The 18,716-nt window shown below is 39.5% G+C and carries 15 protein-coding genes; 4 read left to right on the top strand and 11 right to left on the bottom strand.

What is annotated here, in order from left to right; translation table 11 throughout:
* Positions 1-191 precede the first annotated feature (191 nt).
* Positions 192-2,606, top strand: a complete 2,415-nt coding sequence (locus R3O62_RS04845; protein ID WP_032540942.1) for a TonB-dependent receptor — start codon at positions 192-194, stop codon at positions 2,604-2,606.
* Positions 2,607-3,233: a PepSY-associated TM helix domain-containing protein gene (locus tag R3O62_RS04840; protein ID WP_005782830.1), complete on the top strand. Its 627-nt coding sequence runs from the start codon at positions 2,607-2,609 to the stop codon at positions 3,231-3,233.
* A gap of 192 nt (positions 3,234-3,425) precedes the next feature.
* Here the strand turns inward: R3O62_RS04840 and R3O62_RS04835 are convergent, their stop codons facing one another.
* The 4 genes from R3O62_RS04835 to R3O62_RS04820 are packed head-to-tail and all read right to left on the bottom strand — an operon-like array spanning position 3,426 to position 8,456.
* Positions 3,426-5,036 carry an arylsulfatase gene (locus tag R3O62_RS04835; protein WP_032540941.1) on the bottom strand — a complete coding sequence of 537 codons (1,611 nt, stop codon included), beginning with the start codon at positions 5,034-5,036 and terminating at the stop codon, positions 3,426-3,428.
* Positions 5,037-5,056: 20 nt separating this feature from the next.
* Entirely contained in the window at positions 5,057-5,563 is a 507-nt protein-coding gene (locus R3O62_RS04830) for a flavin reductase family protein (protein ID WP_005782834.1), read from the bottom strand.
* A 42-nt stretch (positions 5,564-5,605) separates the two neighbouring features.
* Positions 5,606-6,379, bottom strand: a complete 774-nt coding sequence (locus tag R3O62_RS04825; RefSeq protein ID WP_032540940.1) for a radical SAM protein — start codon at positions 6,377-6,379, stop codon at positions 5,606-5,608.
* Between the two features lie 49 nt (positions 6,380-6,428).
* Entirely contained in the window at positions 6,429-8,456 is a 2,028-nt protein-coding gene (locus R3O62_RS04820) for a helix-hairpin-helix domain-containing protein (protein WP_032540938.1), read from the bottom strand.
* 119 nt (positions 8,457-8,575) lie between these two features.
* On the opposite strand from R3O62_RS04820, the gene R3O62_RS04815 reads away from it, so the two are divergent.
* Positions 8,576-9,175: a DUF4294 domain-containing protein gene (locus R3O62_RS04815; protein ID WP_022011333.1), complete on the top strand. Its 600-nt coding sequence runs from the start codon at positions 8,576-8,578 to the stop codon at positions 9,173-9,175.
* A 76-nt stretch (positions 9,176-9,251) separates the two neighbouring features.
* Here R3O62_RS04815 and R3O62_RS04810 read toward each other — a convergent pair whose 3' ends face one another.
* Positions 9,252-9,779: an RNA methyltransferase gene (locus tag R3O62_RS04810; protein ID WP_005782842.1), complete on the bottom strand. Its 528-nt coding sequence runs from the start codon at positions 9,777-9,779 to the stop codon at positions 9,252-9,254.
* Between the two features lie 456 nt (positions 9,780-10,235).
* On the opposite strand from R3O62_RS04810, the gene nadA reads away from it, so the two are divergent.
* On the top strand, positions 10,236-11,228 hold the full coding sequence (gene nadA / locus R3O62_RS04805) for a quinolinate synthase NadA (RefSeq protein ID WP_032540937.1): 993 nt from the start codon (positions 10,236-10,238) through the stop codon (positions 11,226-11,228).
* A 526-nt stretch (positions 11,229-11,754) separates the two neighbouring features.
* On the opposite strand, the gene R3O62_RS04800 is transcribed toward nadA, so the two are convergent.
* The 6 genes from R3O62_RS04800 to R3O62_RS04775 all read right to left on the bottom strand — a co-directional run bounded on the left by R3O62_RS04800 (position 11,755) and on the right by R3O62_RS04775 (position 18,295).
* Positions 11,755-12,339, bottom strand: a complete 585-nt coding sequence (locus R3O62_RS04800) for a non-canonical purine NTP diphosphatase (protein ID WP_032540935.1) — start codon at positions 12,337-12,339, stop codon at positions 11,755-11,757.
* Positions 12,340-12,736: 397 nt separating this feature from the next.
* Complete coding sequence (locus R3O62_RS04795) at positions 12,737-13,162, bottom strand: DUF4405 domain-containing protein (RefSeq protein WP_032540934.1); 426 nt, start codon at positions 13,160-13,162, stop codon at positions 12,737-12,739.
* An 81-nt stretch (positions 13,163-13,243) separates the two neighbouring features.
* Positions 13,244-13,780 carry a Crp/Fnr family transcriptional regulator gene (locus R3O62_RS04790; protein WP_032540933.1) on the bottom strand — a complete coding sequence of 179 codons (537 nt, stop codon included), beginning with the start codon at positions 13,778-13,780 and terminating at the stop codon, positions 13,244-13,246.
* A 202-nt stretch (positions 13,781-13,982) separates the two neighbouring features.
* Positions 13,983-14,882 carry a YitT family protein gene (locus tag R3O62_RS04785; RefSeq protein WP_005782852.1) on the bottom strand — a complete coding sequence of 300 codons (900 nt, stop codon included), beginning with the start codon at positions 14,880-14,882 and terminating at the stop codon, positions 13,983-13,985.
* Between the two features lie 14 nt (positions 14,883-14,896).
* Positions 14,897-17,728 carry a leucine--tRNA ligase gene (leuS, locus tag R3O62_RS04780; protein ID WP_186993711.1) on the bottom strand — a complete coding sequence of 944 codons (2,832 nt, stop codon included), beginning with the start codon at positions 17,726-17,728 and terminating at the stop codon, positions 14,897-14,899.
* A 312-nt stretch (positions 17,729-18,040) separates the two neighbouring features.
* On the bottom strand, positions 18,041-18,295 hold the full coding sequence (locus tag R3O62_RS04775) for a hypothetical protein (protein ID WP_234072666.1): 255 nt from the start codon (positions 18,293-18,295) through the stop codon (positions 18,041-18,043).
* Between the last annotated feature and the right edge of the window lie 421 nt (positions 18,296-18,716).

The raw sequence follows: 18,716 nt of genomic DNA, 5'->3' as shown, positions 1-18,716 counted from the left end.
ACTATCTGCACACAACAGGCGGGTGGAAGTGGACGGAGGTCACTTTCATCCGCTTTCCTTATTTTTAATAATCACCAATTCTATGGATTTTGTGTTGCATTATACCTTTTTATAGGTATTGTAGACTCTTTCATGTACACATACCTTTGCGGCTCGCTAATTTTTAATATTAATTTAATGCCGTTAAATGTATGAAGCAAATGTATAGTGCCCTGCTTGTATTAGTTTTACTAATATTCCCATCGTTACTTTTTGCCACAGAATCAGAGTCCGCCGATAGAGTACCCACCATCCGTGGAGTAGTCTACGATGAAACAGATACACCATTGGCTTCGGCCACTGTCCAGATAGAAGGAACCACCATCGGAACAACAACCAATAGTGAAGGCCGTTTTATTTTGCGCAATCTGGCTCATAAGGTTTACAAGATAAATATCAGTTTTGTGGGATATGTCACTCAGACGCGTACTGTTGATCTCACTTCAAGGAATGTGGCACAACTCTCTTTCACCCTCTTACCTGACGAAAACTTATTATCGACAGTAGAAGTATTCGGAGAACGATATAAACAACCGAAAAAACTGGATGCCATCACCCGCATGCCATTACGCCCCAGTGAACAGATACAGAGTATTTCTGTAATCTCAGAAAAATCGATTGCCGAACAGGGAGCACTCACCGTAATCGATGTTACAAAAAATGTACCCGGAGTTACTCTTTTCGGATCGTATGGCGGAGTAAGAGAAAGTATGTCCATCCGCGGATACCGGGGAGTACCCATTTTAAAGAATGGAGTCCGGATAGATTCCGATTTCCGCACCGGATCTGCTTTATCCGAAATGCAGGGAGTAGAAAGTGTACAGGTTATCAAGGGTTCTGCAGCCGTCACACAAGGTATCGGAAACGATCTCGGAAGTGCAGGCGGAGTAATCAACGTAGTAACCAAAACACCCAAGTTCACCAATGAAGGAGAAATATCTTTGCGTGCAGGCAGCTGGGGATTGTTCCGTCCCACATTCGACGTACAGTCCGTTCTGGATAAAAATCAGACGATCGCTTTCCGTATGAACGGTGCCTTCGAACGTTCGGATAATTATCGCCCGGTCATCCATTCCAATCGCGTATATATCAACCCTTCATTAGAATGGCGTCCGGACGACAAAACAAGCATTACCATAGAAATGGATTATCTGAATGATAACCGTACTCCTTATACCAGTTCAGTCAATCTATCGAAAGATACGGAAGAGAATCTCTACGACATGCCACACAACAAATTCCTGGGATTCAAAAACGATAATGTAAACAACAAGACGCTGACTTATGCCGCACGCATCACCCGCCAGCTGACAGATAATATCAGTGTGCGGGCAGCATACTTCGGCTCTTCATATAAAGTGGATAATACAAGTACTTCCGTAAAAACCGTAGTCAATAAAGAATATAACATGCGTAGAAGAACGATTTCACGTTCATTACGCGATGACCGCAACTCAACTTTCCAGCTTGACTTCATCGGCAGAGATATTTTCACCGGCCCTGTTAAACATACATTCCAATTGGGATTCGACTACAAAAACACCGATCTGTCGATCACCAATTATACCCCTGTCAATATAGACACTATCAACGTACTGGCCCCGAGTATCTCGAATGTGCTACCTGTCGCGGTTAAATTTGTTCCCGAGACCCCGGTAAAATCCAATTCTTCAAGTTATGGAATAATGGCACAGGAGGTAATGACTTTTAATAAGTATATAAAAGCTATTCTGGGACTGAGGTACAGTTATATCAGCAGCCAGGACGATACAAGTGCAGGTCCCACTACCGGAGATGCCTGGAATCCGATGTTGGGCATCATGTTGACTCCTATAAAGAACATCAATTTGTTCGGTTCATATACAACCACTACCAGCCTCCTTCATGCGGCCAGACGAATGGAGAACGGAGACGAAATAGGTCCGTCGAATACCCGCCAATTTGAGGTAGGCATCAAGTCTGACTGGCTGAATAACCGCCTGCGCTTTAATCTGACATATTTCGATATCCTTACTAAAAACCTCTCTTATAGTACTTATCATCCGGGAACTACGCAACCTACCGGTTATTTTGATAAAGCGGGAAGCCTGAAAAGAAAAGGTATCGAAACCGAATTAAGCGGAAGTATACTTGAAAACCTCCAAGTAATGATGGGTTACGCTTATCTGGATGCAAAATACGAAAACAGCCCGGCCTTTAAAAATGGTTCAGCCCCGATGAATACCCCTAAACATACTGCTAACGGATGGATTCAATACCGATTTGACAAAGGAGTATTAAAAAGACTATCAGCCGGTATAGGAGTCTATTTCGTAGGTAAACGTCCTGTGAATGATTTTGCAATCAAACCGGACGGACACGGTTCCATGACCAACGAAAAGCCTTTTGACATGCCCGGTTATACTACAATAAACGCCCAGTTGGCCTATAGTATCCACAAGTTTACTGCCCGTGTATACCTGAACAATTTGTTCGACGCATTAGGATATAATTCTTACTATCGTGGAGGATACATCAACCAGATCGATCCACGTAATTTCTCAGCAATAATCTCTTACCGTTTTTAAATGAAGATAAAAAGATATTGCCGTTATATTCATCTTTGGCTCTCCCTTCCGGCAGGGATTCTGATCAGTATTATTTGCTTTACAGGTGCCATCCTCGTATTCAAAGAGGAACTCCTGGCAATGATGGGATATGAATCTATCCGCGAAAGTCCGTTAATGATAGTGATGAAGCTGCATCGGTGGCTTATGGATGATACCCGGACGACAGGCAAAATGATAGTAGGCATCTCCACTCTTTTTTTCATCTTTATATTGATCAGCGGGCTTACAGTTTACTGGCCACGCAAATGGAAAAAAAGCCGGCTGACAATAGAACACCAAAGAGGAAAACGGAGATTCATGTTCGATCTACACTCCGTACTGGGATTCTATGGAGCACTTATCTTGCTGGTATGTGCACTGACCGGATTAATGTGGTCCTTTCAATGGTACAGAGATGTAGTAAGTTTTATCTTTGATGTGGAAGTAAAACGGGGGGCTCCCGTCTGGAAAGTAGTACGTGCCTTACATTTCGGAACCTATGCAGGAATGTTTTCAAAAATCATCACCTTTATTGCTGCTTTGATAGGAACTTCATTACCTATCACAGGATATTGGATGTATTTGAAAAGAAAAAATCTGGTTTAACTTCCTTCCTTCAATAAAGGAAAGGTACTTTTCCGGATAAGAAAATATAAGAGGATGTATCGAAACTCACCACAGAGGACACAGAGTAACTTTAGAGTAAATCTAAAGTAATATTCTTAGTCTATGATAATCTGTGTAATCTATGGTGAAAGAGTTTTGATACAACTCCTCTTACTTACTTTACTCAAGTATTTAATCTTTCCCGGACTGATCGGGATACAGCGATTTATAATAATTGATACGTTCTGTCCATGGCCTGTATTCAAATGGAAATACGTGTTGCTTCTCTGCCCATTCATCCCATTTTTTCTCCAGTGTTTTTACTTTTTCCGGATAATTGGCAGACAAATCGTTTTGTTCAAACGGATCCTGCAATAAATGGAACAACTCCCAGGGTTGCTTACCATTGGCCCTGACTAACTTCCAGTCCCCGGATATGATTCCACAAGATGTCTGATGTTCGAAAAACAAATCTCTTTTCGGTAGCTTCTTTCCTTTTAATGCCGGAAAAATGGTTCTACCTTCCGGAGCATTAATCGAATGATTCCTAAACTCCCGGGGATATTTCACAGAAGCTATATCCAGACAAGTGGGAAAAAGATCGATAATGTGAGTGAATTCATGACAAACCACTCCTTTCTTCCCATCAGGTTGCCCGCCTCCATACATTACAATCAAAGGTGAACTGGTACCTCCCTGAAAACACCATTGTTTGTAACTGCGGAAAGGAGTATTACTCAAATCAGCCCGCAGCTGTGTGATCAGATCACCTTCATTGGTGGCTCCATTATCACTTAAGAATAAAAATACGGTATTATCAAATATACCTTTCTCTTTAGTGGTCTTTATTACTTCTCCAATACCATCATCCATAATTTCAATCATAGCGGCATAAGTAGCCATCTCCGTAATCCAACGTTCCTGTTGCTGCGGAGTAAGACTATCCCAGGCCGGCCGTTTTCCTCTGAATTCCCTCTCAAATATCGGCAGCTGTTTTTCGGAATCCGTTAAACCATTTTTCCGGATGCGCTCGAAACGCTGTTTACGCAACACATCATATCCCACTTTATATCTTTCACGGCAAGCGTCCACTCTTTCTTTAGGAGCCTGCAAAGGTAAATGAGGGGCATAGTGGGCCAAATACATAAACATAGGCTCATCAACCGGATGCTGACGGATAAAACTAACGGCAGAGTCGGTAATGGCTGTGGTATAATAATAGTCTTCTGGAAACTCTGCAATATGCTGTAACCCGGAATATACGGGTTTCGGAGTATAATAACTTCCACCTCCAGAAAGACAACCATAGTATTTTTCGAATCCCCGCTCAACCGGATAGCTTCCATTCGGCTTGGAGAATGCACCGTCAACGGTAACATGCCATTTACCACTCATATAAGTATGATATCCGTTTTCCCGAAACACTTCTGCGATAGTAGGATATTGCTCTGATATTTGACCTCTATATCCGGGACGATGTTCATCTACAGCAGTCATCCAACCCATACCTACTTCATGTTGGTATCTGCCTGTCAACAAAGCAGCTCTGCTGGGACAACTGCGCCCTGTGTTCTTAAACTGGCTGAAACGTATTCCGTTTTCCGCCAAGAAATCTATATTGGGCGTATGCACTTCTCCCCCGTAACACGATAAATCAGAAAATCCCATATCATCACACAAAATCAGAATAATATTGGGTTTCGTTTTATCCGGATTTGTTTTATGGTTTGTCGCTTGGGCTCCCCAAGCATTCTGCATACCCGTGGTAAACAGCAGGGAACATATCAGATAATTGTTTTTCATAGGTTCAAATGATTTAAAATTTACTCTTTTATCCACACTCCTGTAATCTCTGCCACATAGACATGATGCAGACCTCCATGGGTAGTATACCACTGTTCATAGACAGACGGATCCAGAAAATTTTCTTTCTTCAGCACATCTGTGTACATTTTCCGACATTCCATATTAAGCCTTCCCTGTTCAAACAGAATATTACCTTTATCCGTAATAATTGGCTTTAATCCGGTTTCTTTTATCTTATCTACTTCACGTCCCGACTTAGAACCGCATATTTTATGTATGGCCTTATTCTCCTGTCCTAAAAAAGAAAGAGTAAAATAATCGTTATTTTGTATAAAATCGAACGTATATCTTTCCGGACGAATAAAAACATAAACCACCGGTTTATTCCACAAAAAACCAATACCTCCCCAATTGGCGGTCATGGTATTAAACGCATCTTTATTACCAGCAGTTACCAGCATCCATTCTTTACTGATGGACTCAAAGAAATTATCAGTAAGTTCGTTGATATCAATTGATTTCATCCTATTAAAATCTGTTTATAAATGACATATTAAAAATAATTCTCAATAAGAAGCAGAGGCCGAAAGTCCCTCTTTCGTAAGAAGAGCCACAATCCGGTCTAACTCCTCGGGAGTGGCTTTCTGCAAGTCCTGATCGGGAGTTTCCCGATCGATCGTATAAATCATTACCTGTCTCGGGGCGATATCCTTCACAACTTCCAGCCAGGGAAGTACATACTTGTCAGAAGTATTATCCACATCTTTCCCCTTATATTTTCCTTTCATAAACATAGTCTGCACGATACAATTGCCTTTAAAAGCTTTTAAAAGTCCGACTGTTCCATTCAGATCGTATCGTCCGTTCGGACGATCTACAGTCCGGATATACTCTTCATCCACCGTGTCCAACTTCAAAATATTATTATCCACCCGGTTCAATGCATTAAATACAGCCGGACGATTGATAAAAGTAGCATTGCTGAGTACACTTACTTTTGCTTCCGGAAAATATGCATCACGCAAAGCAAGCGTGTCTTCAATTATTTCCGGAAAGTGAGGATGTGCAGTCGGTTCACCGTTTCCGGCAAAGGTCAATACATCAGGAGCCGGACCATTGCTCTTCATTTCTTTAAGTTTATCTTCCAGAGCCATACGGACTTCTTCGCGGGTCGGTAATGAAGATTTAGGACGATGTTCGCCATTGTAACCACATTCACAATAAATGCAATCGAAAGAACATACTTTTCCGTCGGAAGGAAGTAAATTTATTCCAAGTGAGACCCCTAAGCGACGTGAATGAACCGGTCCGAATATGGGAGAAGGAAAAATAATAGTCATACTTAATTCTGTTTAATCTTAGAAACTGTTTTGAATTTCTACAAAATTACTAAAACTTTAGACGCAGCTGCATTTGTATATCCGTTTTTTTATTTCCCCTGATCAGGTCGTTGCCGGAACCTATTTCATCACGATCAAAATACGTAGTTTGTCCGAGCTTGGCAATTGCTGTCCAATGCTTGTTCATATCATAGCGAAAATGAATAGCCAAGCGAATACCTTCTCCCTGAAAAGATGGAGTATAAAAAGAATACAGCAACCCTTTCTCGTAGATATAAATACGTGAATCATAATCGTCTGTATGGAAATAACTACCTTGCAATTCTGTTGTCAGAGGCAACCGGGAAAGTTTCCATCCGGCCTTTTGCGTCAGTTGATAACCTTTCCCCGCCGTTTTCCCGGATGAATGAAAATGGTTATAATCTACCGTTGTCCGGAAAGATAACGAAGAACAGGGTAAATAGTTCAAACGATAACGCAGCCGGTGATGATAGGTAGGCAGAATCACCTTTCCCTTCGTAGCGGTCACATCACGCTCTTTCCGTTTATAACGGTAATTCACATACATATCAACCGTTTTCGACGGAACGTAATCTGCCTGAAAGAACAGATCCACTCCTTTCGAAGCCTTACTTATCCGGTACCTCCACCAGGGAAAAGAAAACAGATCGGCAGAAATGAAAAACGTCCAGCGACTAAAAGGATTTACAGAAGCAGCTAAATACCATCCGTTTTCATTCTGAACACTACTTCCTTCACTAAATGAATGAGCAAACATAGCCCAATAATCATGTGAATAATAACGGTGAACCAACATCAACCGTATATCTTGTAAAGGAGAATAAAGTACCTGATTCATAAAAGCCATACCACTGATCCCCAAAGCAGCTTCTCCTTGTATAGAAAAACGATGAAAACGATATTTATAATCCATACCCAGATTATAAAAAGAACGACCATGCAGATTGTATTTTGAATAGTCTTTAAGTTCCGGTTCATAAGACCTGTTAAAACAGTAGTAAACACCGGTTATACCCAGTTGATAACTATTCCCGGTATAGCTGATATTTCCTCCGCCCATCTGCATAACCAATTGATTCATTTTATCAGCTTCCTTTTTGCTTCGATGTAAACCTGTTTTATAAATCGAGGTAATTTCACCGTCTTTTATCACTCCATCCAACGAACGATGTGAATAAAATACAGAAAGTGTCCATTGTTTCCATTTTAAAGCTATGGCACTCCCACGGAAATAATTATATTCATCGGTAGAAGCATGTCTGCGTATCCCTGTATTTCTGAAAGTGAAAGACGAAGAATAAGCTGTTTTTCCAAACATAGAACCTTGTCCGAGTACCAGTCCCTGACCGAAATTCAACCGATAGTTTCCTACAATTCCCGTTTTCAGTATTCCTATATCATGAAGGAGTAGATAGAAAGAGTAGTAATCGTATCCCTGCTTATTATGTAAAGCTCCGAAAGGTTCGCCGCTATCTTTCTCGGCAACTATGCCTGCATAAACTTTTTCCCGATAGTGAAATCCGTATTTCACCGAGTTATAAACAGCAGGACCCAGGTAATTTTTCTCATATCCCTTACGCCTATACAAAGGCACATCCATACGAGTCACCACTTCATGTTTTCCATATTTTAAAATCTGCTTTAACGTAACAGACTCTTTCTTATCAACAGGCTCTACACAGACAAAAGGAAGCAGATATTGAATAGTCTGCCGATCCAACTCCTCCACTAACTGAAGTTCATAGACAGTCTGCATCGATCCGTGAATATAAATGTACGCAAGTAAATTCTCAATCTGAACATCATTAAGAAAAGGAAACCGCTGTAGCTGCTCTTTGGTGGCAGAGTTTATATTAACAGGGTTGTTAACAAGATCGGTTAATTCCTCCAATTCATTCTCCCAATTGCGCGTATTCCCTTCTTCATCGGCTATTGACAGGTTTTCCATTATGTCCTCCCAAGGATAATCCGAATTATTCTGAGCATGGCAAGTAGAAGTTATCAACGCTATATTAACAAGTAGAAATACACAGAATATAGATATATATCTATTCATTTCATGTGTGATTATTGTGTTCTAAATAGTAAACGAATTGTCGAAGATAATTTAAATAGGTTAATGCTGCAAGGAAAATCATAAATATAAATTTATTCCCTTATTTTTGCAAAATGAATATGAGGCTTATCATAGGACTACTGATGTTATCCATCGCCTTATTGTTTTCTTCTGCATCACAGGCACAGGAAAAAACAAATCTCGGTGGATATCTGGTACCTATGTGTGTTTATAACGGTGATACAATACCTGCCTTTCAGATTCCGACCATCCACATATTCAAGCCTTTAAAATTCAGGAATAAGAAAGAGCAGATGGAATATTACAAATTAGTGAGAAACGTAAAAAAGGTATATCCCATTGCCAGAGAAATTAACCAGACTATCATTGAAACTTACGAATACTTACAAACTTTACCCAATGAAAAAGCCCGGCAACGCCATATTAAACGAGTAGAAAAAGGGTTGAAGGAACAATATACTCCACGAATGAAAAAACTCTCTTTTGCACAAGGCAAGCTGTTGATAAAGTTGGTAGACCGCCAAAGTCATCAGAGTTCTTATGAACTGGTAAAAGCATTCATGGGGCCTTTTAAAGCAGGCTTCTATCAGACATTTGCTGCTCTTTTCGGAGCCAGTTTAAAAAAACAATATGACCCCGAAGGAGAAGATAAGCTGACTGAACGCGTGATAGTATTAGTGGAAAGCGGACAATTGTAAATCCGCTGCTTAATAACCAAGCAATTAATAGCTTCGAAACCAACTATAAATTGTTTATCAACAGCCTACCAATATCCTATTTCAACTTCTTAAATAAGTCCCAGATAACAATTCCCGCTGTTACCGACACGTTCAATGAATGCTTTGTACCATATTGAGGAATTTCAATGCAACCATCCGAATGGTCAATAACCTCCTGCTGCACTCCTTTTACTTCATTTCCCATAACTACAGCATATTTCTTCGAACGGTCCAGTGTTAACTCATCCAACATGATACTCCCTTCCGCCTGTTCGACAGAGTATACCACATATCCTTCACTCCGGAGGTTATCAACCGTTTCAACTGCGTTATTAACATACTTCCAATCCACTGTAAACTCGGCTCCCAAAGCTGTCTTATGCATCTCGGGATGGGGAGGAGTAGCCGTAATTCCACACAGATAAATACATTCAATCCGGAAAGCATCTGCCGTACGAAACACAGAACCGATATTATGCAAACTCCGTATATCGTCCAACACTACAACTAAAGGCAATTTATCAGCTTCTTTAAACTCTTCTATACTTATCCGGTTCAGCTCGGTTATTTTCAATTTTCGCATGATGATGTTGTTTCTGTTAGTATGTTGCAAAAGTAATTCTTTTCTTGTTAACATAGGTGTTGATAACGGTTTAAAACCTGTCAAAAGAATCAGCATATATTTTGAAAACTAATTCTTGCATTATTCAAATGAAGGTATAAGAGCAACGGGATATGAACAATACAAAAAAGTTAGCTTCAACTTTCCAAGCATACTTCAACAGATTTTTCAGTACTAATTAGCCTGTTTATATCCATAAAGTTTTTAACTTTGCACTTTATCAACAAGGTGTTAATGAAGTTAGCAATATAGCTTATTATCAATAAATAGACACGTTCATAAACTGATTATAAACTTAGATAAGTAACTAATAACTTATCCGGCAAGAAAAAGCCGATTTATTTGCTAACACTATTAACAGGCTATAATCACTAACAAAGGATTTCTTTTTAAAAGAAGAGAAAAAATAAGAATATAATGAATCGAGAAGAATGGGTGAATAAGGGATTCGTTGACGAACCCGTAGACAAAAGCATTGATCTGAAAGCAGCCATCAATGAACTGAAAAAAGAAAAGAATGCGGTAATCTTGGGACACTATTACCAGAAAGGCGAAATACAAGATATTGCCGACTACATTGGAGACAGTTTGGCTTTGGCTCAAATTGCAGCCAAAACCGATGCGGATATTCTTGTGATGTGTGGCGTTCATTTCATGGGAGAAACCGCAAAGGTGCTTTGTCCGGACAAGAAGGTACTGGTGCCCGACTTGAATGCAGGATGTTCGTTGGCAGACAGCTGTCCGGCGGACAAGTTTGCTGAGTTTGTGAAGGAACATCCGGGATATACGGTGATTTCGTACGTAAATACAACGGCAGCAGTCAAAGCAGTGACGGATGTGGTGGTTACTTCGACTAACGCAAAACAGATTGTGGAAAGTTTCCCGAAAGATGAAAAAATTATTTTCGGACCGGACCGTAATCTGGGGAATTATATAAACTCGATCACAGGACGTGAAATGCTGTTATGGGACGGAGCTTGTCATGTGCATGAACAATTCTCGGTGGAGAAAATAGTGGAGTTAAAAGCTCAATATCCCGATGCCGTAGTACTGGCACATCCTGAGTGTAAAAGTGTAGTATTGAAACTGGCCGATGTAGTGGGGTCTACGGCTGCCTTATTAAAATATGCAGTGAACAGTGACAAGCAACGGTTTATTGTAGCTACCGAAGCAGGCATCATACATGAAATGCAAAAGAAGTGCCCGCAAAAAACATTCATTCCTGCCCCTCCTAACGATAGTACCTGCGGATGCAATGAATGTAACTTCATGCGGCTGAACACGCTGGAAAAGCTCTATAATTGCCTTAAATATGAATTCCCTGAAGTAACTGTTGACCCGGAAGTTGCTAAAGAAGCAGTGAAACCGATTAAACGAATGTTGGAAATTTCAGAGAAACTGGGTTTATAAACAGGCTGTGAATAAATAGTTAACTTTACGGTTAATAATTGATAGATCTATGATATGAAAGAGTTGTATTATACTTATATATAAAGGTATAATACGGCTCTTTGTTATTAACAGGGATAGTTGAAATCTCTGTTAATAATAGAATATAGGTAATTTGATAGAGCAGGTTCATTCAATCGGAAGCTATTCTTTAAAGAAGGGATGAAAAAGTTGGTAAAGAATGATAGAGAAGTAATGGTATTAAAAGAACTAAAGTTAGAATTATAACGCAAAAACATGGGGATGTTTTATATGAAAAGATCCCCATGTTATATATCAAAACATCCGGATGTTATAACTAATAACATCCGGATGTTTTGATAATGGAGATTTAAAGTTTTGGACTGGATAAAGTGCAAAAAGAGTTCGTTATATACACGCTGTTGTGTTATACTATAATCTCTTTTAGCAGGAGATAGATAAATGAATCCTCCGGAGGAAAATTACATTCCTCCGGAGGATTCATTTATCTATCCGTTTTTATCAATCAGATGGAGCGGAGAAATTCGCATAATTTGTTTACGGCTAAAGCACGATGACTGATTTGATTTTTTATTTCATTTCCCAGTTCTGCAAAAGTCCGGTCATATCCTTCGGGGATGAATACAGGATCATATCCAAAGCCTGAATTACCTCTTTTTTCCTTGATTATTTCGCCTTTTATCACTCCTTCAAAAAGATACTCTTTTCCGTCCAGAATAAGCGAAATGGCAGTACGAAACTGTGCTCTGCGGTTTTCTTTTCCTTCCAGCTCCTGCATGAGTTTCAATATGTTGGCTTCTGCATTATGTCCTTCTCCTCCGGCAAAGCGAGCCGAATATACACCGGGAGCCCCTCCCAATGCTTCAACTTCCAATCCGGTGTCATCACCAAAACAGTCCAATCCATAGTTTTGGTAAATAAAGGATGATTTCAGATACGCATTACCTTCCAGAGTGTCCGCTGTTTCGGGAATATCTGTATGGCAGTTTATATCGTCAAGGCTGAGCAGTTCAACTTTATCTGCTAATATGGATGATACTTCTTCCAGTTTATGTGCATTATTAGTGGCAAAAACAAGTTTACGTTTCATTGTCTGTTATTTATTTTAGATTTTAATCGACTTGACTTAACCGATTGAGAATAATTAGTGAGGTTCTTGAGAAACAGAGATAACAAGTTAGCAATGGTTCGATTTTCAGCGATTTGCGGTGCTATACTGTTAAATAACTCTTTCTGGATACAAAAGTATAACAATTCTCTGAATGTACAAATATTGACTTCTTAATTTAGGTTATTCAATTCTTCATAGATATCTGCTGATGTGTACACCAGCCTGACAATAAATGTGGAAGATAAGGATACAGTGATGAATTTAATCGGACTGAATACTTCTGATTTTTTTCAGCAGTGGAAGAATATTTGAAAGATTCGATATGCCCACTATGAAAATTAAAACGATATTTAAATAAATATAATTGAGTTTGAATTTATTTTTTCTTCAAATATTTTCGTAAAATGGGAATTCGCTTGAATATGTGTCCAATAGAAAGTACGTTCATTAAAATTCCAATTTTATAGTGGCATAACCCTATTGAAGAGTTTGCCCCATCTACGTTGAACAATATAATACCTGTAAGAACAACAAGTGTAAATGTTGCGGATAACCATAATGTAACTCTACTTTTCTGTCCTATTCCTTTGTTTACAATTCCTTTATACCAATTCCAATGAGTTATTATATGGAATATGACGGTTATCAGGAACAATAAACTTGCTATCACATGAAATACCGCCCAATTGTGCCATATTTCATGGTCGTTTTCATGTGCGGCAATATGCAGTCCTATCCCTGTGTATGAGGTAAGGATAAATAAAGGTATTAATATCCAGTCTATTATATATATCCGTTTCATCTTTTTTAATTAGCTGATTTTACGGATACAAAGGTCATGAATTTGATACCTACAGTACGATAACAATTGTAAAGAAATGAATTAACGTCTTTTTCTTATTCGAGATAATGATACAGGGGTAATACCGAGATAGGAAGCTATGTAATGTTGCGGAACTCGTTGTATAATATCGGGATATTCTTTTAGCAGTTCCTCATATCGTTGTTGTGGGGTGTTCTTTATACGGGAAAGAAACAACTGCTGGTAAACATGAAATCGGTCTATGAGCTTTTCTTCATATATTTGTTTTAATGAGGGTGTTTGTTCAATAAGATGATAAAAATCATCTCTTTTTATCGTTGATACTTCCGTGGGCTCAATACTTTCCAATGAAAAAAGACTCGGTTTACGTCTATATAAACTATCGAATGATGCAACAAAATCTCCCTCAAAGAAGAATTGGAAAGTAATGTCTTTGCCTTCATTATAGAAAAAAAGACGTAAACACCCTTTACGAATTAAGTACAGTCTATCGGCAATCTTACCTTCTTCCAGCAATATCGTCTTGGATGGAATAGACAGGTTATTAGTTCCTATCAGGGATTCAAATAGATTATTTAAGTAATTAGCTTTTGTCATAATGCAAAGTTGTGAAAAAAATAAGGTTTCGCGTTTATTCATTTTGCGACTCCTTTTTAGAAATATTTGGGAGGAAATTCTGTGCTGTTTGGCTTTAATGTGGCTTTTCTTTGGCCCTCAATCAAATAAAAATAGAGCGTAACGAATATAGTTTCAAACTTCTTCGCTACGCTCTATTTTCATCTGTTTTTTCGCTCTGGATTTATTTTATTTTCAGGCGGTCGAATCCTTCGCCGTATACACCGATTACTGAGCTTTGTGAAATGAAAGCATTCGGATCGATATCCTTCACCAGGCGGAAGATGTCGAGAGACTGGCGTTTATAGGCAAGCACGACTAATACTTTTACATTGTTTTGGCTATACCAGCCTAATCCGTCAAGCACGGTTACCCCCCGATGGGTTTCTTTCGTTATGCGGTCGGCAATCTTTGCATAATCTTTCGAAAAGATAAAGAATTGTACAGACTGGCGGGCGCTGTTAACCACGTAGTCCAGCACAAAACCAATGATGAACAAGGTAACAAAACCGAATATCACTCTGCGCCAGTCATTGAAGATGAAGTAGCATGAACTGATAATGATGATATCACAAAACATAATCATTCGTCCAAGAGTAACATCCTTGTATTTATTAACAATGGCTGCAATGATATCAGTACCGCCTGTGCTGCCGTTATTATTGAATACCACCCCTAATCCGAGTCCACACATGATGGCACCGATAATACAGGCCATGAAGTCTTGACCTTCTCCTACCAACTGAAGCGGAGCTCCTTTATCGTCCACAATAACCAGTTGGAAGAACCATAAGAAGAAAGTGAGCATAAAGATGGCGTATGTCGTCTTTATACTGAACTTCGGACCAAGTATCTTAATGGCAAATGTCATCAGCACAGCATTGATGATGAAATAAGACCATTGGATAGGAAAGCCTGTTGCATAATAGATGATGGCACCGATACCGGTTGTTCCACCTGTAGTAATCTGATAAGGAATAAGAAAGGCTGTCCAGCCTAACGCATAACTTATCAGTCCGAGAGTGATAAAGATATAATCTCTCAACTCTCGCATTACATCGGATTTTGTGGGTTTGCTTATCATTTTGTGTGTAGGTATTAAATAACAACGTTAACAATCTTCTTCGGAACTACAATAACTTTTTTCGGTGTTTTACCTTCTGTCCATTTCAACGAGCGTTCGTCAGCAAGTACGGTGGCTTGAATTACATCGCTGGCGGCATCTGCAGGAAACTCCATATTGAAACGGGCTTTGCCATTGAAAGAAATCGTGTAATTAACCGTATCTTCTACCAGGTATTGTTCATTAAATGTCGGCCATTGTGCATCACATACGGAAGTGGTGTTTCCTAATGTATCCCATAATTCTTCGCAAACATGGGGAGCGAAGGGAGCGAGGACCACAACGAGCTGCTCCAATATCTCTTTTTTGCTGCATTTCAAACTTGAGAGTTCGTTGACACAGATCATGAAAGCACTTACCGAAGTATTGTAGGAGAACTGTTCAATATCACCGGTTACTTTCTTAATGAGCTTATGAAGTGCCTTTAGTTCGTCTTTGGTAGCCGGTTCGTCTTTTACCAGATACTCGCCGTTTCTGTCATAGAATAGCGACCAGAATTTTTTAATGAAACGATGTACGCCATCTATTCCGTTCGTGTCCCAGGGTTTGGATTGTTCAACCGGTCCGAGGAACATTTCGTACATACGAAGTGTATCGGCGCCATATTTTTCGACAATCATATCCGGATTAACTACATTGAACATAGATTTACTCATCTTTTCAACAGCCCATCCACAGATATATTTACCGTCTTCCAGGATGAATTCGGCAGTTTCGTATTCGGGTCTCCATGCTTTGAAAGCTTCCAGATCGAGAATATCGTTAGATACAATATTTACGTCGACATGAATAGGAGTTACCTCATATTGATCTTTCAGGTTCAGAGATACGAAAGTATTGGTATCTTTGATACGATAAACAAAGTTGCTTCGTCCCTGTATCATTCCTTGATTGACCAGTTTCTGGAAAGGTTCTTCAGCTACAGATATGCCTAAATCATGCAGGAATTTATTCCAGAAACGTGAGTAAATCAAGTGTCCGGTAGCATGTTCCGTACCGCCCACATACAGGTCTACATTTCTCCAGTATTGATCTACGGCAGGAGCAACGAGTGCTTCGTGATTACGTGGATCCATATAACGCAAATAATAGGCAGAAGAACCTGCAAAGCCTGGCATTGTATTCAGTTCCAATGGGAAAATGGTTACATTGTCGATTTTGTCATTGTCTGTCACACACTTGTTGACAGTATCCCATGCCCATTTGGTAGCATGTCCCAATGGGGGCTCACCTGTTTCTGTAGGAAGGAATTTAGCTACTTCCGGCAACTCTAACGGGAGACAACTTTCATCGATCATGTAAGGCATTCCGTCTTTATAGTAAACCGGGAATGGTTCGCCCCAATAACGCTGACGCGAGAAAATGGCGTCACGTAAACGGAAATTTACTTTTACACGTCCCAATCCGGTTTCTTTGATGTATTCTTTGGTTTTAGCAATGGCTTCTTTTACAGTTAAGCCATTCAGTACGAGGCCCCCTTCAGGAGTTTCCGGACGTGGAGAGTTCATCATAATACCCTCTTTGGCGTCGAAGCTTTCTTCACTGACGTCGCAACCTTCAATCAACGGGCGAATTTCCAGATTGAAATGTTTAGCAAAAGCATAGTCACGGCTGTCGTGTGCAGGTACAGCCATGATGGCACCAGTACCGTAACCTGCCAGTACATAATCACTGATCCATACCGGTATAGGTTCATTGGTTAATGGATTAATGGCATAACTTCCGGAGAATACGCCACTAACACTACGATCGGCGATGCGTTCGCGTTCGGTACGTTTTTTGGTACGTTCCAGATAAGCGTCTACTTCTGCCTTTTGTGCAGGGGTCGTTAATTGGGATACCAATTCACTTTCCGGGGCAAGCACCATGAAAGTAACTCCGAATACAGTGTCGGCACGAGTCGTAAAGATGGTAAATTCAAGATCGGAATCTTTCACTTTGAAATTCATTTCAGCACCTTCACTACGTCCAATCCAGTTACGTTGGGTTTCTTTCAGTGAGTCAGTCCATTCTACGGTTTCAAGTCCGTCAAGTAAACGCTGCGCATAAGCAGATACACGCAGACACCACTGGCGCATCACTTTTTGAATGACCGGATAACCGCCTCTTTCAGAAACACCGTCAACCACTTCGTCATTGGCAAGTACGGTACCCAAAGCCGGACACCAGTTTACCATCGTATTGCCTAAATAGGCTATACGGTAGTTCATTAAAATTTCCTGTTGTTCTTTTTCACTCTTAGCTTTCCATTCGTCGGCTGTGAAATTCATTTCTTCACCACAGGCTATATTCATGTTTTTCGTTCCATTGGCTTCGAAGGCTTCGATCAACTCTTCGATGGGACGTGCCTGTTTTTCATCATTACAGTAATAGCTGTTGAACATTTTTATAAATGCCCATTGAGTCCAGTGATAATATTCGGGATCACAAGTACGTATTTCACGGTTCCAGTCGAATGAAAATCCTATCTTATCCAACTGTTCACGATAACGGTTGATGTTATTGATGGTAGTAATTGCAGGGTGTTGTCCGGTCTGGATAGCATATTGTTCGGCTGGCAGTCCGTAAGCATCATAACCCATCGGATTCAGGACATTAAATCCTTGCAGGCGTTTATAACGTGCATAGATGTCCGAAGCAATATATCCGAGCGGATGACCTACGTGTAATCCGGCTCCCGAAGGGTAAGGGAACATATTGAGTACATAGAATTTTTGTTTGGATGCATCTTCATTTACTTGGTAGGTATGGTGGTCTACCCATATTTTCTGCCATTTCTTTTCGATCTCCCTGAAATTATATTCCATAGCGATAACCTTTTGTTTATAGTGATTTATAATATATACTTTAATATGAGGGAGCAAATTTACATGATTATTTTCAGATAACCACGAAGATAGCTAAAAAACAAAATAGGTATGAAAGGGAAGGATCAGAAAATAAAAATCTTATATTTGTTGATAATTTAAATTTTAGTGTTTATATTTGTAATCATTGATTAGACATATGATTACTCAAAAGATAAAAATGATGACATTCATTCAATAGGTTTGAGCACGAAGATGTGCTGAAAGGATAACGATCGGGATATAATCTTTATGGAATATATCCCGATTTTTTTATTTTTCGGCCAATATGATCACCGGATTCTCATCATTTTCTTGTATTTCATACGAGATCAGATATTTTCCGTTATCAGACATGGATTTAGGTATGAATGAGTGTTTTTCCGGTATGGCGAATGAATATTGCGGATAGGGGAGTCGGATATTACCGGATTTCTTTTCTTTTAGATCATAGTAGAGCAGATAATTTTGTTTATTGGCTGTTGCCGAAAAGAAGAGTTTATTATCCCATTTTCCGATAAGAGTCAATATCGCCGCATTATCAAAAACACTTTTTCTGGGATCTGTCAGTGTGTATCGTGCATCTTCCGCTACTTTATATTTTCCTAATTCAATATGCCATTGCGAGACGGGTTGATATTGATTATCAATGGAAAAAATAATCTCTCTTTGAAGAAAGTGTGACCATCTGTGTGGAATGAATTACATTCATTTGGAAGGGAAATTATTGGAATTTGTGGAGTAAGGACATAAAAAAAGGAGCAACGCCTTGCTCCAACCTTTGTTAACCTTAAATCTAATACTATGAAAAACACATTGCAAATGTACGGCTTTTCATGGGAATAGCAAATAATCCAAGAATAAAAGCATGTTTTATAACACGTTTTAAGAAAAAAGTGCGGTTTATTAAATGTTTTAGGATCTTTAATTACTATTTTTTGTGGTGAAT

Origin of the sequence: Bacteroides hominis, from assembly GCF_033042785.2 — a bacterium.
In the GTDB taxonomy this organism is placed as follows: Bacteria; Bacteroidota; Bacteroidia; order Bacteroidales; family Bacteroidaceae; genus Bacteroides; species Bacteroides hominis.
Note: the sequence above shows the minus strand (reverse complement) of the source record. Positions and strands in the feature narration are given on the sequence as shown.

Coding starts and splice junctions, on each gene's coding strand:
- R3O62_RS04845 (WP_032540942.1), top strand. CDS start 192: ATGAAGCAAATGTATAGTGCCCTGCTTGTATTAGTTTTACTAATATTC.
- R3O62_RS04840 (WP_005782830.1), top strand. CDS start 2,607: ATGAAGATAAAAAGATATTGCCGTTATATTCATCTTTGGCTCTCCCTT.
- R3O62_RS04835 (WP_032540941.1), bottom strand. CDS start 5,036: ATGAAAAACAATTATCTGATATGTTCCCTGCTGTTTACCACGGGTATG.
- R3O62_RS04830 (WP_005782834.1), bottom strand. CDS start 5,563: ATGAAATCAATTGATATCAACGAACTTACTGATAATTTCTTTGAGTCC.
- R3O62_RS04825 (WP_032540940.1), bottom strand. CDS start 6,379: ATGACTATTATTTTTCCTTCTCCCATATTCGGACCGGTTCATTCACGT.
- R3O62_RS04820 (WP_032540938.1), bottom strand. CDS start 8,456: ATGAATAGATATATATCTATATTCTGTGTATTTCTACTTGTTAATATA.
- R3O62_RS04815 (WP_022011333.1), top strand. CDS start 8,576: ATGAGGCTTATCATAGGACTACTGATGTTATCCATCGCCTTATTGTTT.
- R3O62_RS04810 (WP_005782842.1), bottom strand. CDS start 9,779: ATGCGAAAATTGAAAATAACCGAGCTGAACCGGATAAGTATAGAAGAG.
- nadA (WP_032540937.1), top strand. CDS start 10,236: ATGAATCGAGAAGAATGGGTGAATAAGGGATTCGTTGACGAACCCGTA.
- R3O62_RS04800 (WP_032540935.1), bottom strand. CDS start 12,339: ATGAAACGTAAACTTGTTTTTGCCACTAATAATGCACATAAACTGGAA.
- R3O62_RS04795 (WP_032540934.1), bottom strand. CDS start 13,162: ATGAAACGGATATATATAATAGACTGGATATTAATACCTTTATTTATC.
- R3O62_RS04790 (WP_032540933.1), bottom strand. CDS start 13,780: ATGACAAAAGCTAATTACTTAAATAATCTATTTGAATCCCTGATAGGA.
- R3O62_RS04785 (WP_005782852.1), bottom strand. CDS start 14,882: ATGATAAGCAAACCCACAAAATCCGATGTAATGCGAGAGTTGAGAGAT.
- leuS (WP_186993711.1), bottom strand. CDS start 17,728: ATGGAATATAATTTCAGGGAGATCGAAAAGAAATGGCAGAAAATATGG.